The organism is Ohtaekwangia sp., assembly GCF_036568665.1.
Taxonomy (GTDB): domain Bacteria; phylum Bacteroidota; class Bacteroidia; order Cytophagales; family Cyclobacteriaceae; genus Ohtaekwangia.
On the sequence record NZ_DATCSD010000348.1, the window covers coordinates 1 to 19,765 of the forward strand.

Here is a 19,765-nt window from a genome sequence, read left to right on the forward strand (position 1 = left end):
GGTAAGAGCTACTCCATGATCTTCTTCACACAGAAGATTTTTAGAAAATTCACTGGGAATTTTACATTCTTAATTGTAACGGATCGTGATGACCTTGATGGGCAGATATACAAAAATTTTCTTGGAGCAGGCGCTTTTAAAAAGGATGCGAAATGTCGCCCATCGAACAGTGAAGAGTTACGAGAAATGTTGGGCACTAATACTCGATACATATTCACCTTAATTCAGAAGTTCCGTTATCAAAAAGGTAAAGCGTATCCCATTCTATCAAAACGTAATGACATCATCGTTATCGTGGATGAAGCACACCGCACTCAATACAAAGAACTTGCGGAGAACATGCGGACGGGTTTGCCCAACGCACAGTACATTGCCTTCACGGGCACACCTTTGTTGGGAAGCAGGGAATTAACAAACGACTGGTTTGGCGGGACAGTTTCTGAATATAATTTCAAACAAAGTGTTGAAGATGGATCTACGAAGCCATTGTTTTATCATAAACGTGTGCCGGAAGTTCTTCTCCAAAATGATGAAATAGATCAGGATCTGGCGGAGATAGTTAGCGATGAAAATCTGACCGATGAACAGCAGTTAAAGCTAGAGAGAGAATTTGCTCAAGAGATGAGCGTGTTGAAAGCCGATGACCGACTTGAGACGATTGCAAAAGACATTGTTTACCATTTTCCCAGAAGAGGCTACTTGGGCAAAGGTATGGTCATTACCATCGATAAGTTCACAGCAGTACGAATGTACGATAAGGTGAAGCGTTTATGGGAAGAGGAGAAAAGAAATCTTCAAAAGCAAATTAATGAATCCAAAGATGCTTCAGAGAGAGACGAACTAAAGAGGACTTTGGAGTGGATGCGTAAGACAGATATGGCTGTGGTCATCAGTGAAGAGGCTGGTGAGGACGAAAAATTTGGCAAGCAAGGATTAGATATTAAATCACACAGAAAGAGACTTCAAACTGTTGACGAAAACGGGCTTGATCTTGAAGATAAATTTAAGGCCCCTAAAGATCCGCTACAGTTGGTATTTGTATGTAGCATGTGGCTAACCGGATTTGATGCCCCAACGGTTTCAACTCTTTACCTGGACAAACCGATGAAGGATCACACGTTGATGCAAACTATTGCCAGGGCAAACCGCGTAACCGATTTTCTGATTAACGGAAAGGAAAAGAAGAATGGGCTAATCGTTGATTACTACAATGTATTCCGGAATCTGAAAAAAGCATTCGCATCGTATGGTGGCGGCTTAATAAAGGATGGAGAAAAGCCAAGTGAAGACTCACCTGTTCAGGAAAAGGATCAACTGTATGTATTGCTGAATGACTCCATAAAGGAGTGCGATATGTATTGTAAAACATTAGGTATTGAACTGCAACGAATTGTTGAATCGAATCAGGTGTTTAATAAACTGAATTTGTTCGATGAATTCGTAGATAAGTTGGTGTCAAGTGATGATTGCAAGAAGCAGTTCATAGTTTACGATAATACGATAGATGCGCTATATGAGGCTTGTAAGCCTGAGATATTAGGAAAGCGAAATGAGTTTCCTTTAGTGGCCGTCATCCACTATTTGCGTGATGTGATGGATGGTCGGGTGGATCGCGGCAACCTTGACAATGCGAAGCGAAGGATAAGCCAATTGCTTGACGAGAGTATTGTGGCGCAAGAAGAGGCCAAGAATTCGAGAATTGCCGAGTCAGACATTGCGAACGCAGCTGAGAAAAAAGAATACTTTATCAAAGCGTGGAAACAAATTGATTTAAGTAAACTTGACGTTGAGAAACTCAAGGAGCAGTACCATGCGGCTCCTTACAAAAACATAGAGATAGCAGATTTAAGAGCTTTCATTGCCGCTAAGTTGCAACAGATGATGGAACGCAATGTGACACGAGTCGGCTTCGCCCAAAAACTTCAAGAGATAATTGATCGATATAATTCAGGGGGTGCCCTTACGGAAGACTATTTTGACGCATTGGTGAATTTCGTTGACGCATTGCGGGACGAGGAGCTTCGTGCAACGAAAGAAGGCCTTACTGAAGAGGAACTCGAACTCTTTGATCTACTCAAAAAGGAAAGCCTAACTAAAGATGAGGAACAGAAGGTCAAACTAGCTGCCAAAAATCTTCTGAAACGGTTAAAGGAAGAAAAGCCCACCGTGTTAGTCCATGACTGGCACAAGGACACGCAAACCCGAAATCAGGTTAAGAACGTAATTGAACAAATTCTTGATACGTACTTGCCGGATCCAGCTTACAATAGAACATTGTTCGCTTCAAAGAGCAATAAAATTTACGAACATTTTTTCACTCAAGCAGTGAACGGTTTAGGGAAGGCAGTCGCTTAGCAAGGACAATTAACGGGTAAGACCATAAAAGTTAATTCATAACTCATGATACAAAGCGTGATATCAATCAAGCCAGCTTCAACTCTCGAAGACGTTGATTTATATTACATTGACCTGTTTAGGTACATTAAGCAGGGCGCAACGGTACATGTTAGCTTACCCAAAGTACTAAAGAAACAATACTTTGGCTTGGTGCCGGCACTCATCCAGTTAGTCAGCACCTGGGTTCGATACGAGAAATCAGGAAAATTACTTTTGTCAGTCTCTGCCAATCCTAATGCAAATGAAATTGATGAGTTATACGAAAATGAAATTATCTATCCACTTACGGCCTTAGTGTGGAATAGGAATGAGGTGTACGACAAAAGCGGAATGGTGAATTTGCGCTCTGCTCTACGGGATAAGAATAGGGAGATTACGAGCAAAATGAAAAGCGTAAAGGCCTTTAAAGGTTATAAATTACCCTTAATCATTTCAGATCATATTGCTGGAGCAAGTCTTCCCATTTTTGAATCAAGCAATGACTTCAAAAACGAAGAGGAAATTAGGGAGAGCTTAAAACCTGCCGTTAATGAGATGCTTAACTACATTCTGAGTCTGAAGTCTGAACATAATACCGTGCTTGACGACTTAAAAAAAATCACCTTCGAATTGATGAAAAATACCTTTGAATGGGCTCGGACAGATAAAGATAATGTCTCTCTTGACCCTAACATCAGGGGTGTGATTTTCAAATTCTATAAAAACCGCAGAAGAACCCTTGTAAATGATTTTAAAGATCATCCTGGTGTCGTCAATTATTTAAATAGCAAATCGCTCAAAGAGAATACTCTGGGTGAGTTGTATTTTTTGGAGCTTTCAGTTTTTGATAGTGGTGTCGGTTTTATCGACAAGTATAAATCATTGCACCCCTCAACGAAGTTGAGCGATGTTGACATTGTAAAGACCTGCATGATTAAGCATAACACCTTAGCACAAGGACTTGAGAAGGAGGATAAGGGTATTGGATTGGATCGCGTATTGAAAACTCTCAATAAAAAAGGATTCCTCAGAATTAAAACTGCGACTGTTTGCCTATACAGGGATCTAATAGCCAATAATTATTTAGAACTGGAAAAGGGAGATGTCGCTAAGATGGAGTTGTTTGATTGGAAGAATGAGAGTAATTCAAAGTACACGTATTTTCCATCAGCGTCCGGTTCTGTGATTACAATTTTATATCCCCTATCAACTCATGAAGTATAGGATATGAACAACCACTACATCTACAAATTTACCTACATCGAGAAGGAGCAAGGTGTGGAGAAGGTTGTGTCAGCCACAGTTATATTCTGTGATCGCGATGAAATAAATCCGATTACTCTTTCAGTAGCGATTAAGACGTTCTACGAGCAAAATTCACAGACCGATAAGGTGTTTGTGATTGCGAGAAATTCGTTAGAGTTAGAGCTCAAAAAGATATTCGTAGAGAATCTAGACAAAACGTTTAAGGGAATTCCCAAGCGCCAAGAAACGCACTTATTAGATAATTTGTATCTGCTAGTTTTTAATCAAAAGGGTAATATTGAGTTAGTACACTCAAAGCCCAAGAAGATACCGAATGGCTTCCAGAAGAATTACCTCAACGAAGGTTTGCAAAATATTTTCATCAAACGCGGTGGTTTAGTTTCTTCATCCGGGAGTTCTCATCACTACGTCTTTCCATCCGGTAAGCATTGCGACAAGTTTTTAAGAACAGGTAACGTTCTGCTGGTAAGCTCAGAGATATATTTTATTGCCTATGCTTTATTAAGACATTTCGAGTACAATCAGCATTCACAAATTTATTGCGACACATCTTCTATCAATAGTATTGCGTTTGCGTTGGCCGATCTCGTCAATAGGTTCCAAGACGAAAAGACTCGAAGACAAATTCCAATTGAAAGCTTTAGTTCGTATGAGGGATTGTACAAGAACGAGATTAGTTATAAGAACAATGCCTTGTTGTTGATCTCCGCGTCAACATCCGCCAATATTGTTTCATACATATTAGATAATCACAAGGAAATAGACCGTTCAAATATAATAGTGCTTTACTACTTGGGAGAGGTTAGGAATTATTCAAACATAAAGGATAAAGTAATTTGCAATTTAACCCAATCAAAAAATAACCTGAATGGAATTCAGTTTTATCAAACTTTTAAGTCGGAGAATTGTGAATTCTGTCAGAAAGGATCATTTCCTGTCGAAGTAAAGGGGGATTCATTTTTACTGGAGCAGCCAAAAATAAATCGAATCTTGTTGGGGGTCAAAGATCCAGAGAAGTATCTATCGAAGTTTGTCGAGCAATTTAAATCGAAGAAACGGAAAAACACAGTTCTAAAGGCTCACTATAAAGAGAAAAATACAAACAAGTATGAAGTGTATATAGATTACTACGAATTGCTTGATGGAGTAAGGAAATCAAGATATTCAGATTATCGAAATAAGCTGAATGCATACGTCAATCAATATGTCCCAAGCACTACCAAATACATTGTTCACCTGGAAGATAATTCATCTGAGGAACTGGCTGACTATATCATTGATAAAATTGGAAACAACTATCTAACAAGGAAGAAACCGACTAAGCTTTCACAGGACAATTTGGGCAAGATCCCGAAGGAGTCTGAGGGGGCTATATTGGTAGTCGGGTCTTGTATTTCCAACGGCAAGAACTTGTTATACATAAGCAGGGCGTTAAGAAACTACGGCAACTTTAGAGTAGTTTATTTCATAGGTATTACAAGAACAAAGAACAAGGAATATCTAGATAGCTTGAAAAAGAATCTCAAGCAGGGAACATACGGTGCAGAGTCGAGTTCCTTTATTGAAGTTGAATCGATATTTTGTGAGAATAATTCTAAAAACTCGTCATGGCTAAAAGAGATTGAGTTCATAAAGGAGTTCATCGATTTTTTAGCGGATCACATGCCTTCAGCATCAAGAGAAACTCAAAGGTTTTTGAAGCAGCGAAAAGCGGTTCTCGAATTAGGAGCAGGTGATAAGAACAGAGGGTTATCTCAGGAACTGTTCTATCCTCGCGTCCTTGACGACAAATATCATCAACTAGAAATAAGAAAGAACTTCGCCTTCTTCGACTTTGATGATTACGTTGAAGATGTTACGCAATCTGACATTTACTTTACCATTTCTAATATCATCAACGGGCTTAGAAACACAGATAGGTCAGACAGAAATCTAAAACAAACCGTGTATGTCAGGAATATTATTGAGCCTGGTAATTTTAATCGGTTTAATGATGGAATTATCCAAGCATCTATTTTGCGCGCTTCAAAAGCAGAAGAATTAATCTATTCTATCAACCCGGATCTCTCAAGTGAAATGTACGGTGTACTTGAAACGATTATTAAGTACTATGAGGAGGAACAGGGTGAGGCTCTCCTTGAGTTTCTTTATGCTATTGCGATTAAGAAATTGTCTCTCAAGAAAGGAGATCTCTTGAAGGTTTTAAATCTATTGGATGAAAAGTGTAAGGGTGAAATGTTTACTTGTTTTTCGAATTTTATTCGACAAAATGTATTTAAAGGAAAGGAACCGACTCCATTGAAACCAGTAAGACGAGACAAGGCGTCAAAAAAATAACCGGAGAGGTATTCTTGCAAAGTTGCGTTATGTAGAGTTTATGGTGTGGTTTACTCTTATCTGTATTGACTAAAAAATTGATCTATGACTTTTCTTGAGTTAGCAGAGCGTGTATTAAAAGAGGTAAAGAAGCCTTTGTCGGTTTCAGAGATATGGGACTACGCTACAAAGGCCGAGTTTAATGTTAAACTCGGCAGCCAAGGCAAAACACCATCGGCTACACTTGGTGCGCAACTCCATGTAAATGCCCGTGATAACAAGAACTCATTATTCGCCACTATCGGAAGCAGGCCTAAGAAGTTCTACCTGAAATCCCTGAAGTATAATAAGGAACTACTCGTTGAAGAAGATCTTGAAGCGAAAGGCGAAGTCGAAGACACACTTAGATACTCTGAAAAGGATCTCCACCAGCTTCTTGCCTACTTTGTTTACTATCACATGAAGGCGCACTCCAAGACCCTTGATCACACAAAGACCTCGAAGAAATACTATGGCGAGTGGATCCATCCGGATATGGTGGCTTGCTATTTTTCAATTGATGAGCTTAAATCCGAAGTGTATGATTTAATAAGAAGCATCAATAAATCACCCGTTCGGTTCTATTCCTTTGAAATTAAAAAGAAACTCAGCTTTGGAAATCTTCGCGAGTCCTTCTTTCAAGCAGTTTCCAATTCATCGTGGGCACATGAAAGCTATTTAGTAACATCGGACATTTCAGAAGAAAAAGAATTCACTGAAGAGCTGGTTCGCCTTTGCAACTCGTTTGGTATTGGTGTAATACTGTTGGATGTAAATGATCCGGATGATAGCGAAATCGTAATTGATGCTGATGCAAAAGACGGGGTTGAGGTGGACACGATTAATAAGTTGGCGATCAATCCGGATTTCAAGGATTTCTTGGTCCGCATTAGAAAAGATGTTGATTCCAAGGAGATCAGAAAGGAATGGTATGATAGAGTTGAGAGCCGAGAGTCGTTAATCAAATTCTTTAAGAATAAAAAATACAGGTGATGACCTTAAGCCGTTAAGTGTGTTGCAAGCAGGGAGATTCTGACCCAATTGACCACTTTGTTCAGGAGCGTATGGCCAGCTAAAGCTATCTGAGGGATTTGAGCTTCGCCTGGGTTTGGAATCGCTTGATTGCTAGACTAGTTTCTGGTCAAATGGGGGTGTGGAATTGAGTGCTACGTGATCTGTAAATTGATGGTCAAGGCCAAAACGGAAAGATTGGTCACAACCACTTTCGGATTCTCCACACTTAATCTTTTTTTTGTTCATAAAACGGCCAAATTCCTTAAATCTCGAAGAAAGTGGTTCGAGAATTGTCCGGTTAGGACCTCCCGACCGGACAACGTCATTTTAAGTGGAAGGGGTCCGTTCTTTTTTTGTTCTAACTCATTGTTTAGAAGGCATCTATAATGAGTCGCCTCGTTTACTCGAGCGGTTCGAACTCGTTGGCCATCACAAGTGAGGTTTTCTGGAAACATCGAACCAATCACAGGCTTTTTTGCTCGCTATCACCCTGTTCGTACACATAGCTTAGTTTTAAAAGATTGCCAATGCCACGATCCAGTAAAGTCCTCAATGGGAGGGACTAATGCAGAATGCAATTGTGATTCAAGCCGGTCGAGTTCGGCCCTATAGCGAGCTTTCATGTCTTTAAAGTCAACCGGTTCAAGGCCGCGTCAGTCGGAGTCTGATTGAGACCCTAAAAAAGCCCGTTAAACTCGCCAATTTTGGATAGTTTTTGACCTTTAGGAAGCTTCTAGTAAGTCTCTTAGGATTGAAGTTAGGTTTTCTCCAATGGAGTTTGTCTTTTGGCTTGAAAAACGAAAAGGACATGTGAAAAGAGGAAATCGACAATATATTCCGTAGAAAAATCGTATATTTTTAGCCGTCACCTCAATCCAGTATGGCTTAACTGGCTGTCCATGAGCAAAAAGAGATTACCGTCTATGTCGGCGCTCCTTGTCATAAGCTGGCCCGTGCTGTTTGCCCAGGTCAACAAAATGGACACTACGGCCGTGTTAAGTCTTTTGACTTTGGGGAATACACATTTGGAACTCGGCGGTGGCGTGGACAAAGCCATGGCCTATGCGCAAAAAGCCGATGCGTTGTCGGCCGGAGTACTATCTTTTTCAGCGGCTTTGTTTAGCGTATGGAATTCCAACGAAAACGACGAAAGGGTGCGTTATCACCTAAATGCCCTTGAAAATAAGATTGATTTAATTCAAACTGAGTTAAAAGTCATCGAGGCGAACAAGGACTCTACAAGGCTGCAAAAATGAACGAACCTGATCTCGACGTAGAGGGACGACTTCGTGAGTACTTCCCAACATTCTTCGAACTCCTGGGCGATAATAAACTAGATTGGAAGACGGTAAATAGAGTTCTTTCACGAAAGATTGATGAATGGAAAATGAAGTCAAAGGGAGGCACGATCCGGGTGGAATCATCGGGATGGGGGAGAAACAGCTCGATCGCATCGGCATTTTGCATACACTCGCCACGCTGTCTGAACACCCGGAATCCGTTCCCGTCAATGCACTTGTTCCTGTCGAAGGCACGCCGCTCGAAGATCAGCCCCGCGTATCGGTTTGGGAAATGATCCGGATGATCGCTACGGCGAGGATCATCATACCGAAGGCGATGGTCCGCTTGTCGGCCGGCCGCGTAAGAATGACACTCGAGGAACAGGCGTTATGTTTCATGGCAGGAGCTAACAGCATTTTCGCCGGCGATAAATTACTCGCGACACCCAACCCTGGTTACGTGGCAGACCAGGAGATGTTCCAGGTATTGAATCTCAAACCAAGAAAGGCTTTTAAAGATTATCCATTGCCCATTAACCATTTTCCATTGCATTGATCAAAATTTGCAAATGAAATGAACAATGGATACCGAATAATAATGATCAATCTGCCCGTAAGGACTCCACGGGGTTGGTGGTCGCAGCTCTTAACGCCTGCCACACTACAGTGATCATCGCAATTGCAAGGAGCATGAACGCTGTCAAAGCGAACACGAACCAGGTGATTTCGGTGCGGTAGGTATAGCCGCTCAGAAAGTCATCCATGATAAACCAGGCGAATGGCACACCGATGATGAGTGATATCAAAACAAGCCTCATAAAATCATAACACAGCATGCTGATCAGTTGGCGGACATTCGCGCCCAACACCTTCCTGATACCTAATTCTTTTGTCCTCCTTTCCGCTGTGAATGAGGCGAGGCCGAACAATCCCAGGCATGAGATCACGATGGCAATGAATGTAAACACGAGCGAAAGATTTTGAAGGGAATTCTCGCTGCGGTATTCGCTTTCGAACCGCTCGTTGAGAAAATAGTAATCGAACGGATACGAAGGATCAAACTTTTTCTGCGCCGCTGCGATGGCTTCGATCGCCTTATCCACATTCCCATTTTCAATTCTCGCAAAGGCTGTCCCCGATGCCCGCGGGAGACATAAGACGATCACTGGCTCGATCTCGTTTTGGAGATTCTGATTATTCCAGTCCTTGATCACACCAACAATGTGGCCTGGATCTCCGGCTTCAACAACGACGGGCGTACCGATCGCATCTTTCAGACCCATTATCTCTACGGCCTTCTCGTTTATGAGGTAGCTCATTGAATCCGCCTCATCATCAACAAAGTCGCGACCTGCGATGATCGTCATCTTCATTGTTGAAACGAAGTCCTTGTCGGTGAAAACGATCCTGAAATTTGTAACATCGCCAACAGGTTTACCCGGCCAGAATATTGCGGAGTTGTGGGCTGAAATGCTAAAGGGGTTGGTTCCATTGCCAGAGAAGGTCATACGTTTCACTGAAGGCTCATTCAGCACTTCATTCTTGAATGCATTCTTGTTATTCGATACACCTTCGCGCAAACTAAAGCCAATCACGTTCTCACGATCGAAGCCAAGATTCTTTTTCTTGATGAAATCAAGTTGCTGGTAAACAACCACGCTGCAGACCATGAGGATCACGGCCAGCATAAATTGAAATACAACGAGCGATTGACGAAGTCGTGCTCCGCCAAAATGATTCTGGCCCTTCAATACAGCAGCGGCCTTAATCGCCGACAAATACAAGGCAGGGTAGCTTCCCGCCATAACGCCAACAAGACAACCAAATGCAATTACCGCACCGATGAAAGTTGGAGAATAGTCGATCGTAATGTTCTTCGATGTTATTGAGTTAAAGAATGGAAGTAACGTTTGTGTGGCTGCAACGGCAACGATTGTCGAGATCAAAGCCATAAGAGTGGCTTCGCAAATAAATTGAAATGAAAGGGATTGGCGAGATGCGCCAACGACCTTGCGCACTCCAATCTCCCGTCCACGCAGTGACGATCGCGCGGTCGCAAGGTTCATGAAGTTGATGCATGCAATCAATAAGATAAAGAAGCCTATGAAGAAGATTATTTTCACATAAGCGATACGTCCACCATCCGCCTTGCCACTATTGAAATTTCCGTACAGGTGCAGGTCGCCGAATGGATATAAGAATATCTCGCTGATACAATCGTTGCAATGTTCTTTAACCATGCCTTTGATACGTCCATTTAATGCATCGACGTCGGTATTTGATCTCAGTTTTACAAAAGTCAGGCTTTCTTCACTGTCCCAGCTTTCGACCCATGGCTTGCGATCGAGCAAAAGATGGTAGGGGGCAAGGACGTCGAAATGAACAAAGGAGTTTGGACGATTGTCTTCAACAACAGCCGATACCTGGAGGTCGTGTTTGTTGTCGAGGCGGAATATTTTTCCGATCGCGCTTCCGGAAGGGAAATAACGTTGCGCAGCGGAGCGTGTAATAACGATCGAGTTTTTGTTAGGAACGGGGTTCGAAGCGTCTCCTTCGATCACCTTGAAAGAAAACACTTGCATGATCTGTGGGTCGGCCCACAAAACATTTTGCATCAAGCCTCGATCACCATTACTAAGAAGCAACGACACCGGCCAGTCTACCCGTGCCGCCGTTTCAACCGCCGGATAATTTGCGACGAGTTCGCTTGCGATCAAACCCTGCGTTGAGTACCATGTCTCGATGTGCCCATCGGGATAAACCTTGTTGTTCATCACCTCATAGATCTGATCGTTGCCGTCGAAGTACCTATCGAAAGTGAGTTCGTCGTTAATCCAAAGTCCAATGAATAACGCCGTTGTGATGCCCAGCGTGAGACCGAAAATGTTGATGATTGAATAGATCCTGGAGCGCAGGAGTGAACGCACGAAGGTTTTGAGATAATTGGTAAGCATAGGATCAGGGTAAAGGCTTGACACCGATTACCAAATTCAGGCCAGATAATTATTGCTGATTTAGCCTGATTACGGATCTTCGATCAAAGACTTTGTCCGCTCACGGTCGTTCCCGTTCGCTAGTGGACCTTAGCGACGCTGGCCATCAAAAGTGATTTTTTCTGGAAACATCGAAGCAAAAGATATAGGTTTAGGAATGATTCTGTAACTCTTTAGGTAATTGAAATGCCCTAGTTATGAAAAAATACTGGTCCGACTATATACATGATTATTCAGCGTTTCATTATGAATTTAACGTTCAGGTGTCGAATGCTGACTTTAAAGACAAGATACTTTCTGTAGATGCTGCTTTCTTAAAAGCGGGTCATCAGCAAAAACTATTTGTCTATCCGGATCTCGATAGAATAGAGTCTTATTTGAAAAGAAGGAGAGAGCAGTTTTTTTCTGAAGGCAATCGGTGGATAAACCTTATTGATTTCGATCAGTTTGAGGATACGTCGCGGAAAGAATTTCAAATATTCTTGCCCGACAGCGAAGGACGGCTTGTGGCAACACCCTACCATCAGCCATTTATCCGGCTCCGGGTATTGGATATCGAGAACATATCCTTTTTACACTGGTCGGACGTGGAGAATGAGGATGACTGGCATGACGGCATCTTTTTTGGATTGCATTCCAACAGTACGATCTGGAATGAGGATATCGGCCTTATGCTGGACGAAGGCACAGGTAACATGGTTATACTCGATCCCGCAGCCAATAATCGTTTCTTTGCTTACCGTATAGTGCCGCGGTTTAATAGTTTCCTGCGGGATGTCACAACAGCTATTGAATCGTTAGGTGGTAGCGTGACCTTGGGCGAGCACGACGGCAAACAGGTAACAGAACGAGGAATTCTGCTGGATGGACAGCTCATTTTTCAGGAAGATATAGATGCAGGAAAAATTGAGCTTCCGCGCTGACCAGCCGATCATAGTTGAACTCGATTTGATTGAAAGGGACACCTCAAAATTCACGGCTGTGATATGGATCGCAATTATTGGGCTGTACGCCACATCGCATTGATTGTGGATCAGGTAAGCTTTACATATGATTCAACAGTCGGCATCCCATGCTGCATCTTTCGTTTCTCGGAGCTATTATTTTGGACTATTTACACGATATTTTGACGTTCATGTTGATCGTGGAAATCCATGGGCCAGTTCCTGCAGTGCAAGGCAGACGTGGCAGATTCTCACAAAAGAGGCGACGGTGTATTGATAAAAATCATCGGTGGACTCTTTAGATTTTAAGGACCTTCATTTTCACAGCTTTAGAAATTCGGTTATTCTGTCGCTGAGTGGCTTGTTGTCGATGGCAATATTTTGGTGTGTTCTACCTTCATAGATAAAAAGCTCAACGGAATCTGCCATCCCGATTTCTGTCATTGCCGCTTTCAACTCTTCTCCCTGAGAGACAGGTACGATAAGACCATTCGCAGCCAGGTGAAGTTGTGTTTTAGGAAGTAGTTCTGAGAAATACACCGGTGAACTGGCAATCATTTTTAATCTTATCAGCGCTGGCGACTTATAATTCTCCACAAGAGCATTGAGAAACTGACATTGATATGTGTCATCATTTTCATTTGACGATGTTAATTCCAGAAGGTTCACTGGTCCGGCAATGCCTAAAGCTCTTTTTATTCTCTTATCTCGCTCAGCGACTAATAACGCCACGGTGGCCCCTCTGCTACCTCCTCTTACGATCGTTCGATGCACATCGGCCCTGATCTCAGTATTTTCAATCACATTCAGAAAAGCAATGATGTCATCGGCAGCTCCATCGAAAGCATCACAGTGTTCGCCGTCCGAAACAGGAGAAGTATACTCAATATGGTTGATAGTAATGGACAATGACTGTCCTCTCAACGCAGGAAAGGCAAAGATAAAGGGATCATCGTCGATATTGTCCAGAACCAGGTTAATGGAATTGACATAATTGTCGATGTCAAATCCCCCGACATAAATACGAACGGGCAGTGTGTCGTTTCCGGCGGGAATTACCAACGCACCATATTCTTTTTTCCCATTAACAATAAATGATACAATTCTAAGCGTCGCGTCCGCATTCATTATTTTACTTTCCTGTTCTATGTTATAACTTTTCACGGACAAATCCCTCGAATTCCAGTCTGATTGAACAATATCCAGTTCGCTTTGTGTGGGACTGGAAAACAATTCGTCTCGATCGTACCCGTCAAGAAAGTCATCCTCCTTGCAATAATTGCAAATCAGCATAACAAGTAAGATAGAGATGTATGTGGTGCTTTTCCGGGCGAATTTCATAGCAGTGTTATACCCTATGAGTCAGCGAAACGGCTAAAAGTTGTAGTGAAAAATACCGTGAGCGCACACGATAAAAAATCTTTTATAAGAATAGGAGTAAACTTATGGCGCGAACGGATTTAGAATCTGCTTATAAAGCCCGGATAGGCCCGTGGAAAGTTTCAGGCTGAATTGAAAGCCTGAAAAACATTAGCGATACAAACAGAGGTAAATCTCATAAAGAAATGCACTTTCTTGTTTATACTATAATGGTATAAACAATTAATGACGATGGCGTGCCCGCTACCTTGAAGTGTTTATTTAAAGTAATACTAAGGCCAAGGGACACAGATAGGTGTATAGTTAGGTATTATATAAGTAGCGCTTTATTTTTTTATGATTCACAGAAGACAATAGAAAAAAAACTGCGTTTGATAAGGCGGTGAAAGCTATCATTCCTTCGACAAAAGGATTGCGAAAAAAGAAAGTTGCAAGAGTATTTGTTAGAACAATCCTGATGTCGGCAGTTGTTGATTCAAGATCAAAGAATAGTATGGATAGAACTGGTTTGCATCCACCCTATGCTTCAGCTACACAATGGCTCTAGGAATTTTTATTGCACTTTTATTACCGCGGGCGGCGCCCATCTTTTTTTATCACATCTTCTTATGTAGCAGTCGGTGCCGCATTTGGATGCCTGATCGTCGTCAGTATTTTTTACGTGTCCGAAAGAATCAAGAAACCAGCATGGAGCATCAAGCATATCAAGGTAAAGTTTTGAGCTGGCTTGGTCCCAACTGATGTTTGCCAATCGATATTTTAGATTTCGATCCACTTCTTCGCGACTCCAAAATCCATGTGCTTGTAGCCTGATTATGGCAACCAGCAGTTGACCTGGAAGGTATCCAATGCTGAAATTCTGAACAAAGTAAACTTGGTATTTTGAGCAAAGCCCCCCGGATTGGTGGCGCCTAGCTTTGCCTTATCAAACACAAAAAAAACATTTTTATGAAAACAACACTAGAAAACAGCAACTATAACGGGAAGTTGCAACAACCACTCAATTCCGGGTTTAACGCATCATCCACAACAAGCGATGTCATAAAAGGCATTGACTTGACCGGCAAGATCGCCATTGTCACGGGGGGCAATGCCGGGATTGGCCTGGAAACCACCAAGACCCTCGCTGCAGCCGGCGCGACCGTAGTAGTACCTGCACGCGATGTGGAGAAAGCAAAGAAGAACCTGGCGGGAATCGCCAATGTGGAATTGGAAACCATGGATATGATGGATGCTAAATCCATTGATGCTTTCGCTGAAAAGTTCCTGGCATCAGGACGACCGCTTCACGTGCTAATTAACAATGCCGGAATCATGTGGGTGCCATTGCGCAGAGACAGTCGTGGCATCGAGTCACAGCTGGTTACAAATTTCCTGGCACAATTTGAACTGGTAGCAAAACTATGGCCCGCGCTCAAGCAAGCCAATGGCGCAAGGGTGGTCAATGTTTCCTCCCAGGGACACCAGTTTGCACCATTCGACTTTGCAGATCCGAACTTTGAGAATCGAGCCTATGAAACTTTGCAAGGGTATGGACAGTCAAAGACTGCTACCATTCTTTTCGCCGTGGAGCTTGACAATCGTGGGAAGGAGCACGATGTGCGAGCCTATTCACTACACCCCGGTTCTATCGGTGGCACCGAGCTGGGACGCGAAGCTCCCCTTGAACTGTTCCAGAAAATGGGATTCGTAGATCAAAACGGGCAGATGTACCCTGAGGTCGCAGCAAAATTAAAGACTATACCACAAGGTGCGGCTACAACCGTATGGTGTGCTACCAGTCCTGCGCTCGATCAAATTGGCGGAGTGTATTGCGAGAACGTCAACGTAGCCTTCTTGAACAAGGGAGACATTAGTCCGCAGCAGGAAGATCCTAAAACCCCGACCGGTGTGCGAGACTATGCAGTGGATGAAGTTTCTGCGAAGACGCTTTGGAAACTTGCCGAGAAAATGACTGGCATCCGTTTCAATGCCGACTAACGATGTTCTTGAAACGCCTTGAAAATCTAAACCAAATAGAATAACCCCAAAGTTGCCGATGATGGCAATTCGCAAAAGAAACAATATGAAAAACTTAAACGGAAAAATAGCCATCGTTACCGGTGGCAATAGCGGAATCGGTTATGCAGCGGCAAAGGAATTGAAGGAAAATGGCGCCCGGGTGATCATCACCGGAAGGCGCAAGGAGGCAGTTGAAAAAGCTGCCTCCCAATTGGGAGTGGAAGCGCTTGTGGCAGACCAGTCCAGCATCCAAGAGATCAACGCGCTGGTCGTGGCGGTATCAAAACGGTCAGGCACCGTGGATATCCTGGTTGTCAATGCAGGTATCACCCAATTAACCGACATTGAACATGCTCCCGAGAAGGTGTTCGATGATATCATGGGTGTCAACTTGCGCGGGACCTATTTCACCTTGAGCAAATTCATCCCCGTGCTCAGCGAAGGCGCCTCCGTTATTCTTGTGTCTTCCACAACAGCTCATACCAACAAGCCCTACACGTCCATTTATTGCGCCAGCAAGGCCGCTGTCAATGCCGTGATGAAGATCGCTGCTGTTGAATTGGCGCCTCGTAAAATCAGGGTAAACGCCGTAAGTCCCGGACCGATCGCTACCGAGCTTATGGAAAAAGGAACCATGGGCGATCCGAAATTGCAAGAGCTTATTGTCAGCGGTGTTCCCCTCGGACGTTTGGGTAAACCCGATGAGGTCGGCAATCTGATCTGCTACCTGGCCAGCAGCAATGCCAGCTTTATTACCGGGTCGGAATTCATCATTGATGGTGGACAAGTCCTGAATAAATAGAGTAACTCACGTCAGACACGCTGAATCAAAAATTGATGCAGAGAGGGAAGAAGGAATCTTCCCTCTTTTTGTCGTTTGGACTAGGCGAATTTGGAGCACGCTGGGTAAAAACAGGTGCCCGACTGAGTATTTTCAGAATCTGTAACCCAATGACCTGAGGAGTTCATCCAGCTGTTCAAATGTTAAAAAAGGGTCCCATCGCATAGACGGATAGTCAAAAAAGGTTTGCAAGTACCAAAAACCGTCACTGATTAGATACAGTATCAATCGGCGATCTGGACTCTGATAAGCCCCTTGTACATTATCATTAAATATTCCTGGTAAGAGATGATAGCCTCGTCTCAAGAGTTCCTGAGGAGTGATTTCCATAGCGATTAATCTGAATTCAAATATAGCATGGGGTAACCCTGTAACAAACGGACCGGTACTATTCGACGAAGTCTTTTAGAGTCACCTGGCGTTTTGCAGCGTCTAACGGAATAACGTTTTCTTTTGGGGTTTTAATTTCAGTATTATCTTTTTTGAGAGTAATGATGGCCGTGCCGACTTGCACAACGGTCATTTTGAATACACATGATCCGAAACTGACGTAGACTTCGTCACCGATCTGAAAGTTTTCCATTACATTATTATTCGTTTGCGAATGTCTCGACTTGGCGGGACTAACACTATGCCATGAACTTTTGCCGCCAATAAACTACTGTTCCGATAAGCGCAATTTACATTACCCAGAGTAAAGAGAAAATCCCGAAAGACCGGGATCGTGATCAAATCTAAGAAGTTGACTAAGTGCCCTTGTAGCTATGAAATTATTCAATTTTTCGGACTGCCCTTTGCTGTTCCTGGTGTATCATTTGACTCACCTCTGTAAGGCACTTGTCTAACTCCTCGAGGCAATACTGAAATTGAATGACCAGCGCAGGACAGTTGCTATAGGCCTCCAGTTTGGCCAGGTTGATTAAACCAAGCATGGTACACACATGGTTTCGCAGCCGATGGGACACGGTATGTGCCAACGTGTCCAAGAGTGGATAATATGGTTCGTTTGACGACTGCATGGCTTTCATTTATGATTGAGTATTTTTGAGACAAAGGCACCTCCGAGGAGCTTGGCGCTCACTCAGAGATGAACTTCCCATGTGCTATTGGGCTGTTAGGCTTGCTTTTTCACGAGCATGGTTGGAATATATCCGAAGTGTTTCTTGAAGGCGAATGAGAAATGCGACAGATCCTCAAAACCCACCTCGAGGTAAACATCCGCCGGCTTTTTGGCGTGCTGTGAAATTTGATAATGTGCCAGTTCCAGCCGCTTTGTGGTCAACCACTTCTGCGGAGTCTCATTGAAGGTCTTTCGAAAATCCCGGTTGAAGGTAGACAAGCTACGACCGGTGAGATAGCCGAATTTTTCCAGTGGCAGATTGAACATGAAGTGACTCTGCATGAACTTAGCTAAGTCCATCTTTCCCGGTGTTTCAAAGTTCGCCAGAATGCTGTCGATGTCTTCATCCGTTGTGCGCAGGATCGTCAGTGCCTCGTTGACCTTCATGGAGGCAATCTTCTCAGGGAAACCATCCTGCATATCGAAGTAGGGGACCAGCGATGCTAGGCAGCTTTGCAACAGCGGATGATTTTCGAATTGATAAATCTTGTCGGAAACGGGCGGACCTGGCTCAACATCCAGCTTTGAATAAAACTCGCGGAGACGCTCCAGTGTCAGGTGCATCGCTACAGTTTTATGTGGTAATCCGTCTTTTGGATAGTTGACTACAGTGACAACCTGGTTGCGCGGGATGAGAAAAATGTCTCCAGTGTTGAACGTATAGGTGTTTCCGGCCTGGATGATTTTAGTCTCCCCGGACATGAACCAGATCAACATATGGTGTTCAAAATGTGCCTCGGTTTTGAACAGTTCGTCCTCGAAGATCGAAAGCTTGATCTCCTGGGTGATGTATTTCGTTTTGAACTCAACTGCCATAGGTTTCTATATTCGTGACATTTTTAAATTCCTTGGTTTTTGGGGTTGTCCCGCCAGAAATTACTAAATCCTTTCGTTTCGGATAAACTTTTCAATTGGTTTGCAAAATTACCGCATTTAAGCGGTCATCTTTTTGTTCAAAGTTTCAATTTTACTTTGATCAAAGTGTCATCATAAAACCTTGATTTCGGCCTGAAAAACTGGATTTTTGGAGTATCTTGGAAACAATAGGGTGTGATCATGTATTCATTTCCCATCGATGCTGTCAATGCTGACGATCCCAACCTTTGACGCCTTTCCCTTCAATAAGACCGTCCCAAGGCGCTCGCCGGTGGCACGAAACCTGGAGGTAACTTTATTGAACAATTCCTCGGAAACCAGGAAGCTCCTTTGAAAATCATTACAGACACTTTGGATACGGGCAGCCGTGTTAAGGGTGTCGCCGTGGTAAGCGATCTCTCGTTTAACCTCACCGATCTCAACGGCAGTTACGGGGCCGCTATGCAAACTCGCTTTAAATTCGGGTAGCGATCCATAGTTATCCCGGTAGTATTCTGCTCTTTTTTCAAATTGCATTTTGCAGGCAAAAAAGAATCGGACACAATAACCCTCTTTAAGTCCTTCTTCCTCTGCCCAGGTTACTACAATTTCGTCCCCAACATATTGATACACTTGCGCAGCGTGAGGATAGAGGACATCATTGATGTCGGAGAAACAGTCCCTGATAAAGGAACTATACTTGAGATGACCGAGCCTTTCGGCTGTTGCCGTAGAAGATTTTAAGTCCATGAACATAAAAATTCTTTGTTCTTCTTTTGGTGTGCGGTACTGGCCAAGTAGTAGGGGAATAACTATACCCGGACCATATCGCTTGTTCACTTGGTTGATGAAACTAATAACAAGCGTCATGAAGAAGTAGTAAATCATCAATAGGAGAAATGTATAGCTATATGCCTGGTCATCAAAAGATACACCAGGCAATTGCTTCGGGGGCGTGACGATGAAAGCAAACAAAACGTACTTTAAAAGCGCCAGTACCGTCAGGAGCACCACCAGGGATATCAATGTTTTTAAGATGACGATCGTCCCCAGCGGCAAGTTCCTGAATATTTTATGATCGAGTTTGTATCCGGTTATCCCCAGCGCCAATCCATGGATTAACCCGAATAAAACGGCTGCCGCTACCATCGGCCCCAATCTTCCTGCTACGGAGATATTGAATACGCCACTGATCACGATTGCCTCCAAATGCAAAACCGCGACAAGTACCAGGTTGGTGATTACCCAAAAATTTACCTGTGTGCCAACATAGGTCAACAGGGGATACCGAGCCGTATATCGATGGGCGAGCATGGTGTATTTGATAGCTCCTTTCATGT

Annotated in this window: 14 protein-coding genes and 1 pseudogene; 9 read left to right on the plus strand and 6 right to left on the minus strand. The window is 43.3% G+C overall.

What is annotated here, in order from left to right:
• From VIN08_RS19630 to VIN08_RS19655, 6 genes and pseudogenes are all read left to right on the plus strand, one after another.
• Window positions 1–2,355: HsdR family type I site-specific deoxyribonuclease (locus VIN08_RS19630; protein ID WP_331968581.1), on the plus strand; the 2,355-nt coding region annotated here is incomplete at its 5' end.
• A gap of 45 nt (window positions 2,356–2,400) precedes the next feature.
• Complete coding sequence (locus VIN08_RS19635; protein ID WP_331968584.1) at window positions 2,401–3,600, plus strand: hypothetical protein; 1,200 nt, start codon at window positions 2,401–2,403, stop codon at window positions 3,598–3,600.
• A gap of 3 nt (window positions 3,601–3,603) precedes the next feature.
• The gene (locus VIN08_RS19640; RefSeq protein ID WP_331968587.1) at window positions 3,604–5,979 is read left to right on the plus strand and encodes a hypothetical protein; all 2,376 of its coding nucleotides are present in this window, start codon (window positions 3,604–3,606) and stop codon (window positions 5,977–5,979) included.
• 84 nt (window positions 5,980–6,063) lie between these two features.
• On the plus strand, window positions 6,064–6,990 hold the full coding sequence (locus VIN08_RS19645; RefSeq protein ID WP_331968590.1) for an HTH domain-containing protein: 927 nt from the start codon (window positions 6,064–6,066) through the stop codon (window positions 6,988–6,990).
• 920 nt (window positions 6,991–7,910) lie between these two features.
• Window positions 7,911–8,267 (plus strand): hypothetical protein, encoded by a 357-nt coding sequence (locus VIN08_RS19650; RefSeq protein ID WP_331968593.1) that lies wholly within the window; start codon window positions 7,911–7,913, stop codon window positions 8,265–8,267.
• 157 nt (window positions 8,268–8,424) lie between these two features.
• Window positions 8,425–8,847: pseudogene (locus VIN08_RS19655) on the plus strand (biotin synthase); the annotation flags it as partial.
• 46 nt (window positions 8,848–8,893) lie between these two features.
• Here the strand turns inward: VIN08_RS19655 and VIN08_RS19660 are convergent.
• Entirely contained in the window at window positions 8,894–11,245 is a 2,352-nt protein-coding gene (locus VIN08_RS19660; RefSeq protein WP_331968594.1) for an ABC transporter permease, read from the minus strand.
• Window positions 11,246–11,481: 236 nt separating this feature from the next.
• On the opposite strand from VIN08_RS19660, the gene VIN08_RS19665 reads away from it, so the two are divergent.
• Complete coding sequence (locus VIN08_RS19665; protein WP_331968597.1) at window positions 11,482–12,207, plus strand: hypothetical protein; 726 nt, start codon at window positions 11,482–11,484, stop codon at window positions 12,205–12,207.
• A 342-nt stretch (window positions 12,208–12,549) separates the two neighbouring features.
• On the opposite strand, the gene VIN08_RS19670 is transcribed toward VIN08_RS19665, so the two are convergent.
• On the minus strand, window positions 12,550–13,569 hold the full coding sequence (locus VIN08_RS19670) for a hypothetical protein (protein ID WP_331968599.1): 1,020 nt from the start codon (window positions 13,567–13,569) through the stop codon (window positions 12,550–12,552).
• A 987-nt stretch (window positions 13,570–14,556) separates the two neighbouring features.
• Between VIN08_RS19670 and VIN08_RS19675 the strand changes: the two genes are divergently transcribed.
• Window positions 14,557–15,588: an SDR family NAD(P)-dependent oxidoreductase gene (locus tag VIN08_RS19675; RefSeq protein ID WP_331968602.1), complete on the plus strand. Its 1,032-nt coding sequence runs from the start codon at window positions 14,557–14,559 to the stop codon at window positions 15,586–15,588.
• Window positions 15,589–15,646: 58 nt separating this feature from the next.
• On the plus strand, window positions 15,647–16,411 hold the full coding sequence (locus tag VIN08_RS19680) for a glucose 1-dehydrogenase (RefSeq protein WP_331968605.1): 765 nt from the start codon (window positions 15,647–15,649) through the stop codon (window positions 16,409–16,411).
• Window positions 16,412–16,838: 427 nt separating this feature from the next.
• Here the strand turns inward: VIN08_RS19680 and VIN08_RS19685 are convergent, their stop codons facing one another.
• The 4 genes from VIN08_RS19685 to VIN08_RS19700 form a co-directional block, all read right to left on the minus strand.
• Complete coding sequence (locus VIN08_RS19685) at window positions 16,839–17,033, minus strand: hypothetical protein (protein ID WP_331968608.1); 195 nt, start codon at window positions 17,031–17,033, stop codon at window positions 16,839–16,841.
• Between the two features lie 187 nt (window positions 17,034–17,220).
• Window positions 17,221–17,382, minus strand: a complete 162-nt coding sequence (locus VIN08_RS19690) for a hypothetical protein (RefSeq protein ID WP_331968611.1) — start codon at window positions 17,380–17,382, stop codon at window positions 17,221–17,223.
• Window positions 17,383–17,564: 182 nt separating this feature from the next.
• The gene (locus VIN08_RS19695; RefSeq protein ID WP_331968614.1) at window positions 17,565–18,386 is read right to left on the minus strand and encodes an AraC family transcriptional regulator; all 822 of its coding nucleotides are present in this window, start codon (window positions 18,384–18,386) and stop codon (window positions 17,565–17,567) included.
• Window positions 18,387–18,632: 246 nt separating this feature from the next.
• The gene (locus VIN08_RS19700) at window positions 18,633–19,763 is read right to left on the minus strand and encodes an adenylate/guanylate cyclase domain-containing protein (RefSeq protein ID WP_331968617.1); all 1,131 of its coding nucleotides are present in this window, start codon (window positions 19,761–19,763) and stop codon (window positions 18,633–18,635) included.
• Window positions 19,764–19,765: the final 2 nt, after the last annotated feature.

What these genes read in the sequence shown, in the direction of transcription:
- VIN08_RS19635 (WP_331968584.1), top strand. Translation starts at nt 2,401, where the DNA reads ATGATACAAAGCGTGATATCAATCAAGCCAGCTTCAACTCTCGAAGAC.
- VIN08_RS19640 (WP_331968587.1), top strand. Translation starts at nt 3,604, where the DNA reads ATGAACAACCACTACATCTACAAATTTACCTACATCGAGAAGGAGCAA.
- VIN08_RS19645 (WP_331968590.1), top strand. Translation starts at nt 6,064, where the DNA reads ATGACTTTTCTTGAGTTAGCAGAGCGTGTATTAAAAGAGGTAAAGAAG.
- VIN08_RS19650 (WP_331968593.1), top strand. Translation starts at nt 7,911, where the DNA reads ATGAGCAAAAAGAGATTACCGTCTATGTCGGCGCTCCTTGTCATAAGC.
- VIN08_RS19660 (WP_331968594.1), bottom strand. Translation starts at nt 11,245, where the DNA reads ATGCTTACCAATTATCTCAAAACCTTCGTGCGTTCACTCCTGCGCTCC.
- VIN08_RS19665 (WP_331968597.1), top strand. Translation starts at nt 11,482, where the DNA reads ATGAAAAAATACTGGTCCGACTATATACATGATTATTCAGCGTTTCAT.
- VIN08_RS19670 (WP_331968599.1), bottom strand. Translation starts at nt 13,569, where the DNA reads ATGAAATTCGCCCGGAAAAGCACCACATACATCTCTATCTTACTTGTT.
- VIN08_RS19675 (WP_331968602.1), top strand. Translation starts at nt 14,557, where the DNA reads ATGAAAACAACACTAGAAAACAGCAACTATAACGGGAAGTTGCAACAA.
- VIN08_RS19680 (WP_331968605.1), top strand. Translation starts at nt 15,647, where the DNA reads ATGATGGCAATTCGCAAAAGAAACAATATGAAAAACTTAAACGGAAAA.
- VIN08_RS19685 (WP_331968608.1), bottom strand. Translation starts at nt 17,033, where the DNA reads ATGGAAAACTTTCAGATCGGTGACGAAGTCTACGTCAGTTTCGGATCA.
- VIN08_RS19690 (WP_331968611.1), bottom strand. Translation starts at nt 17,382, where the DNA reads ATGCTTGGTTTAATCAACCTGGCCAAACTGGAGGCCTATAGCAACTGT.
- VIN08_RS19695 (WP_331968614.1), bottom strand. Translation starts at nt 18,386, where the DNA reads ATGGCAGTTGAGTTCAAAACGAAATACATCACCCAGGAGATCAAGCTT.
- VIN08_RS19700 (WP_331968617.1), bottom strand. Translation starts at nt 19,763, where the DNA reads ATGAAAGGAGCTATCAAATACACCATGCTCGCCCATCGATATACGGCT.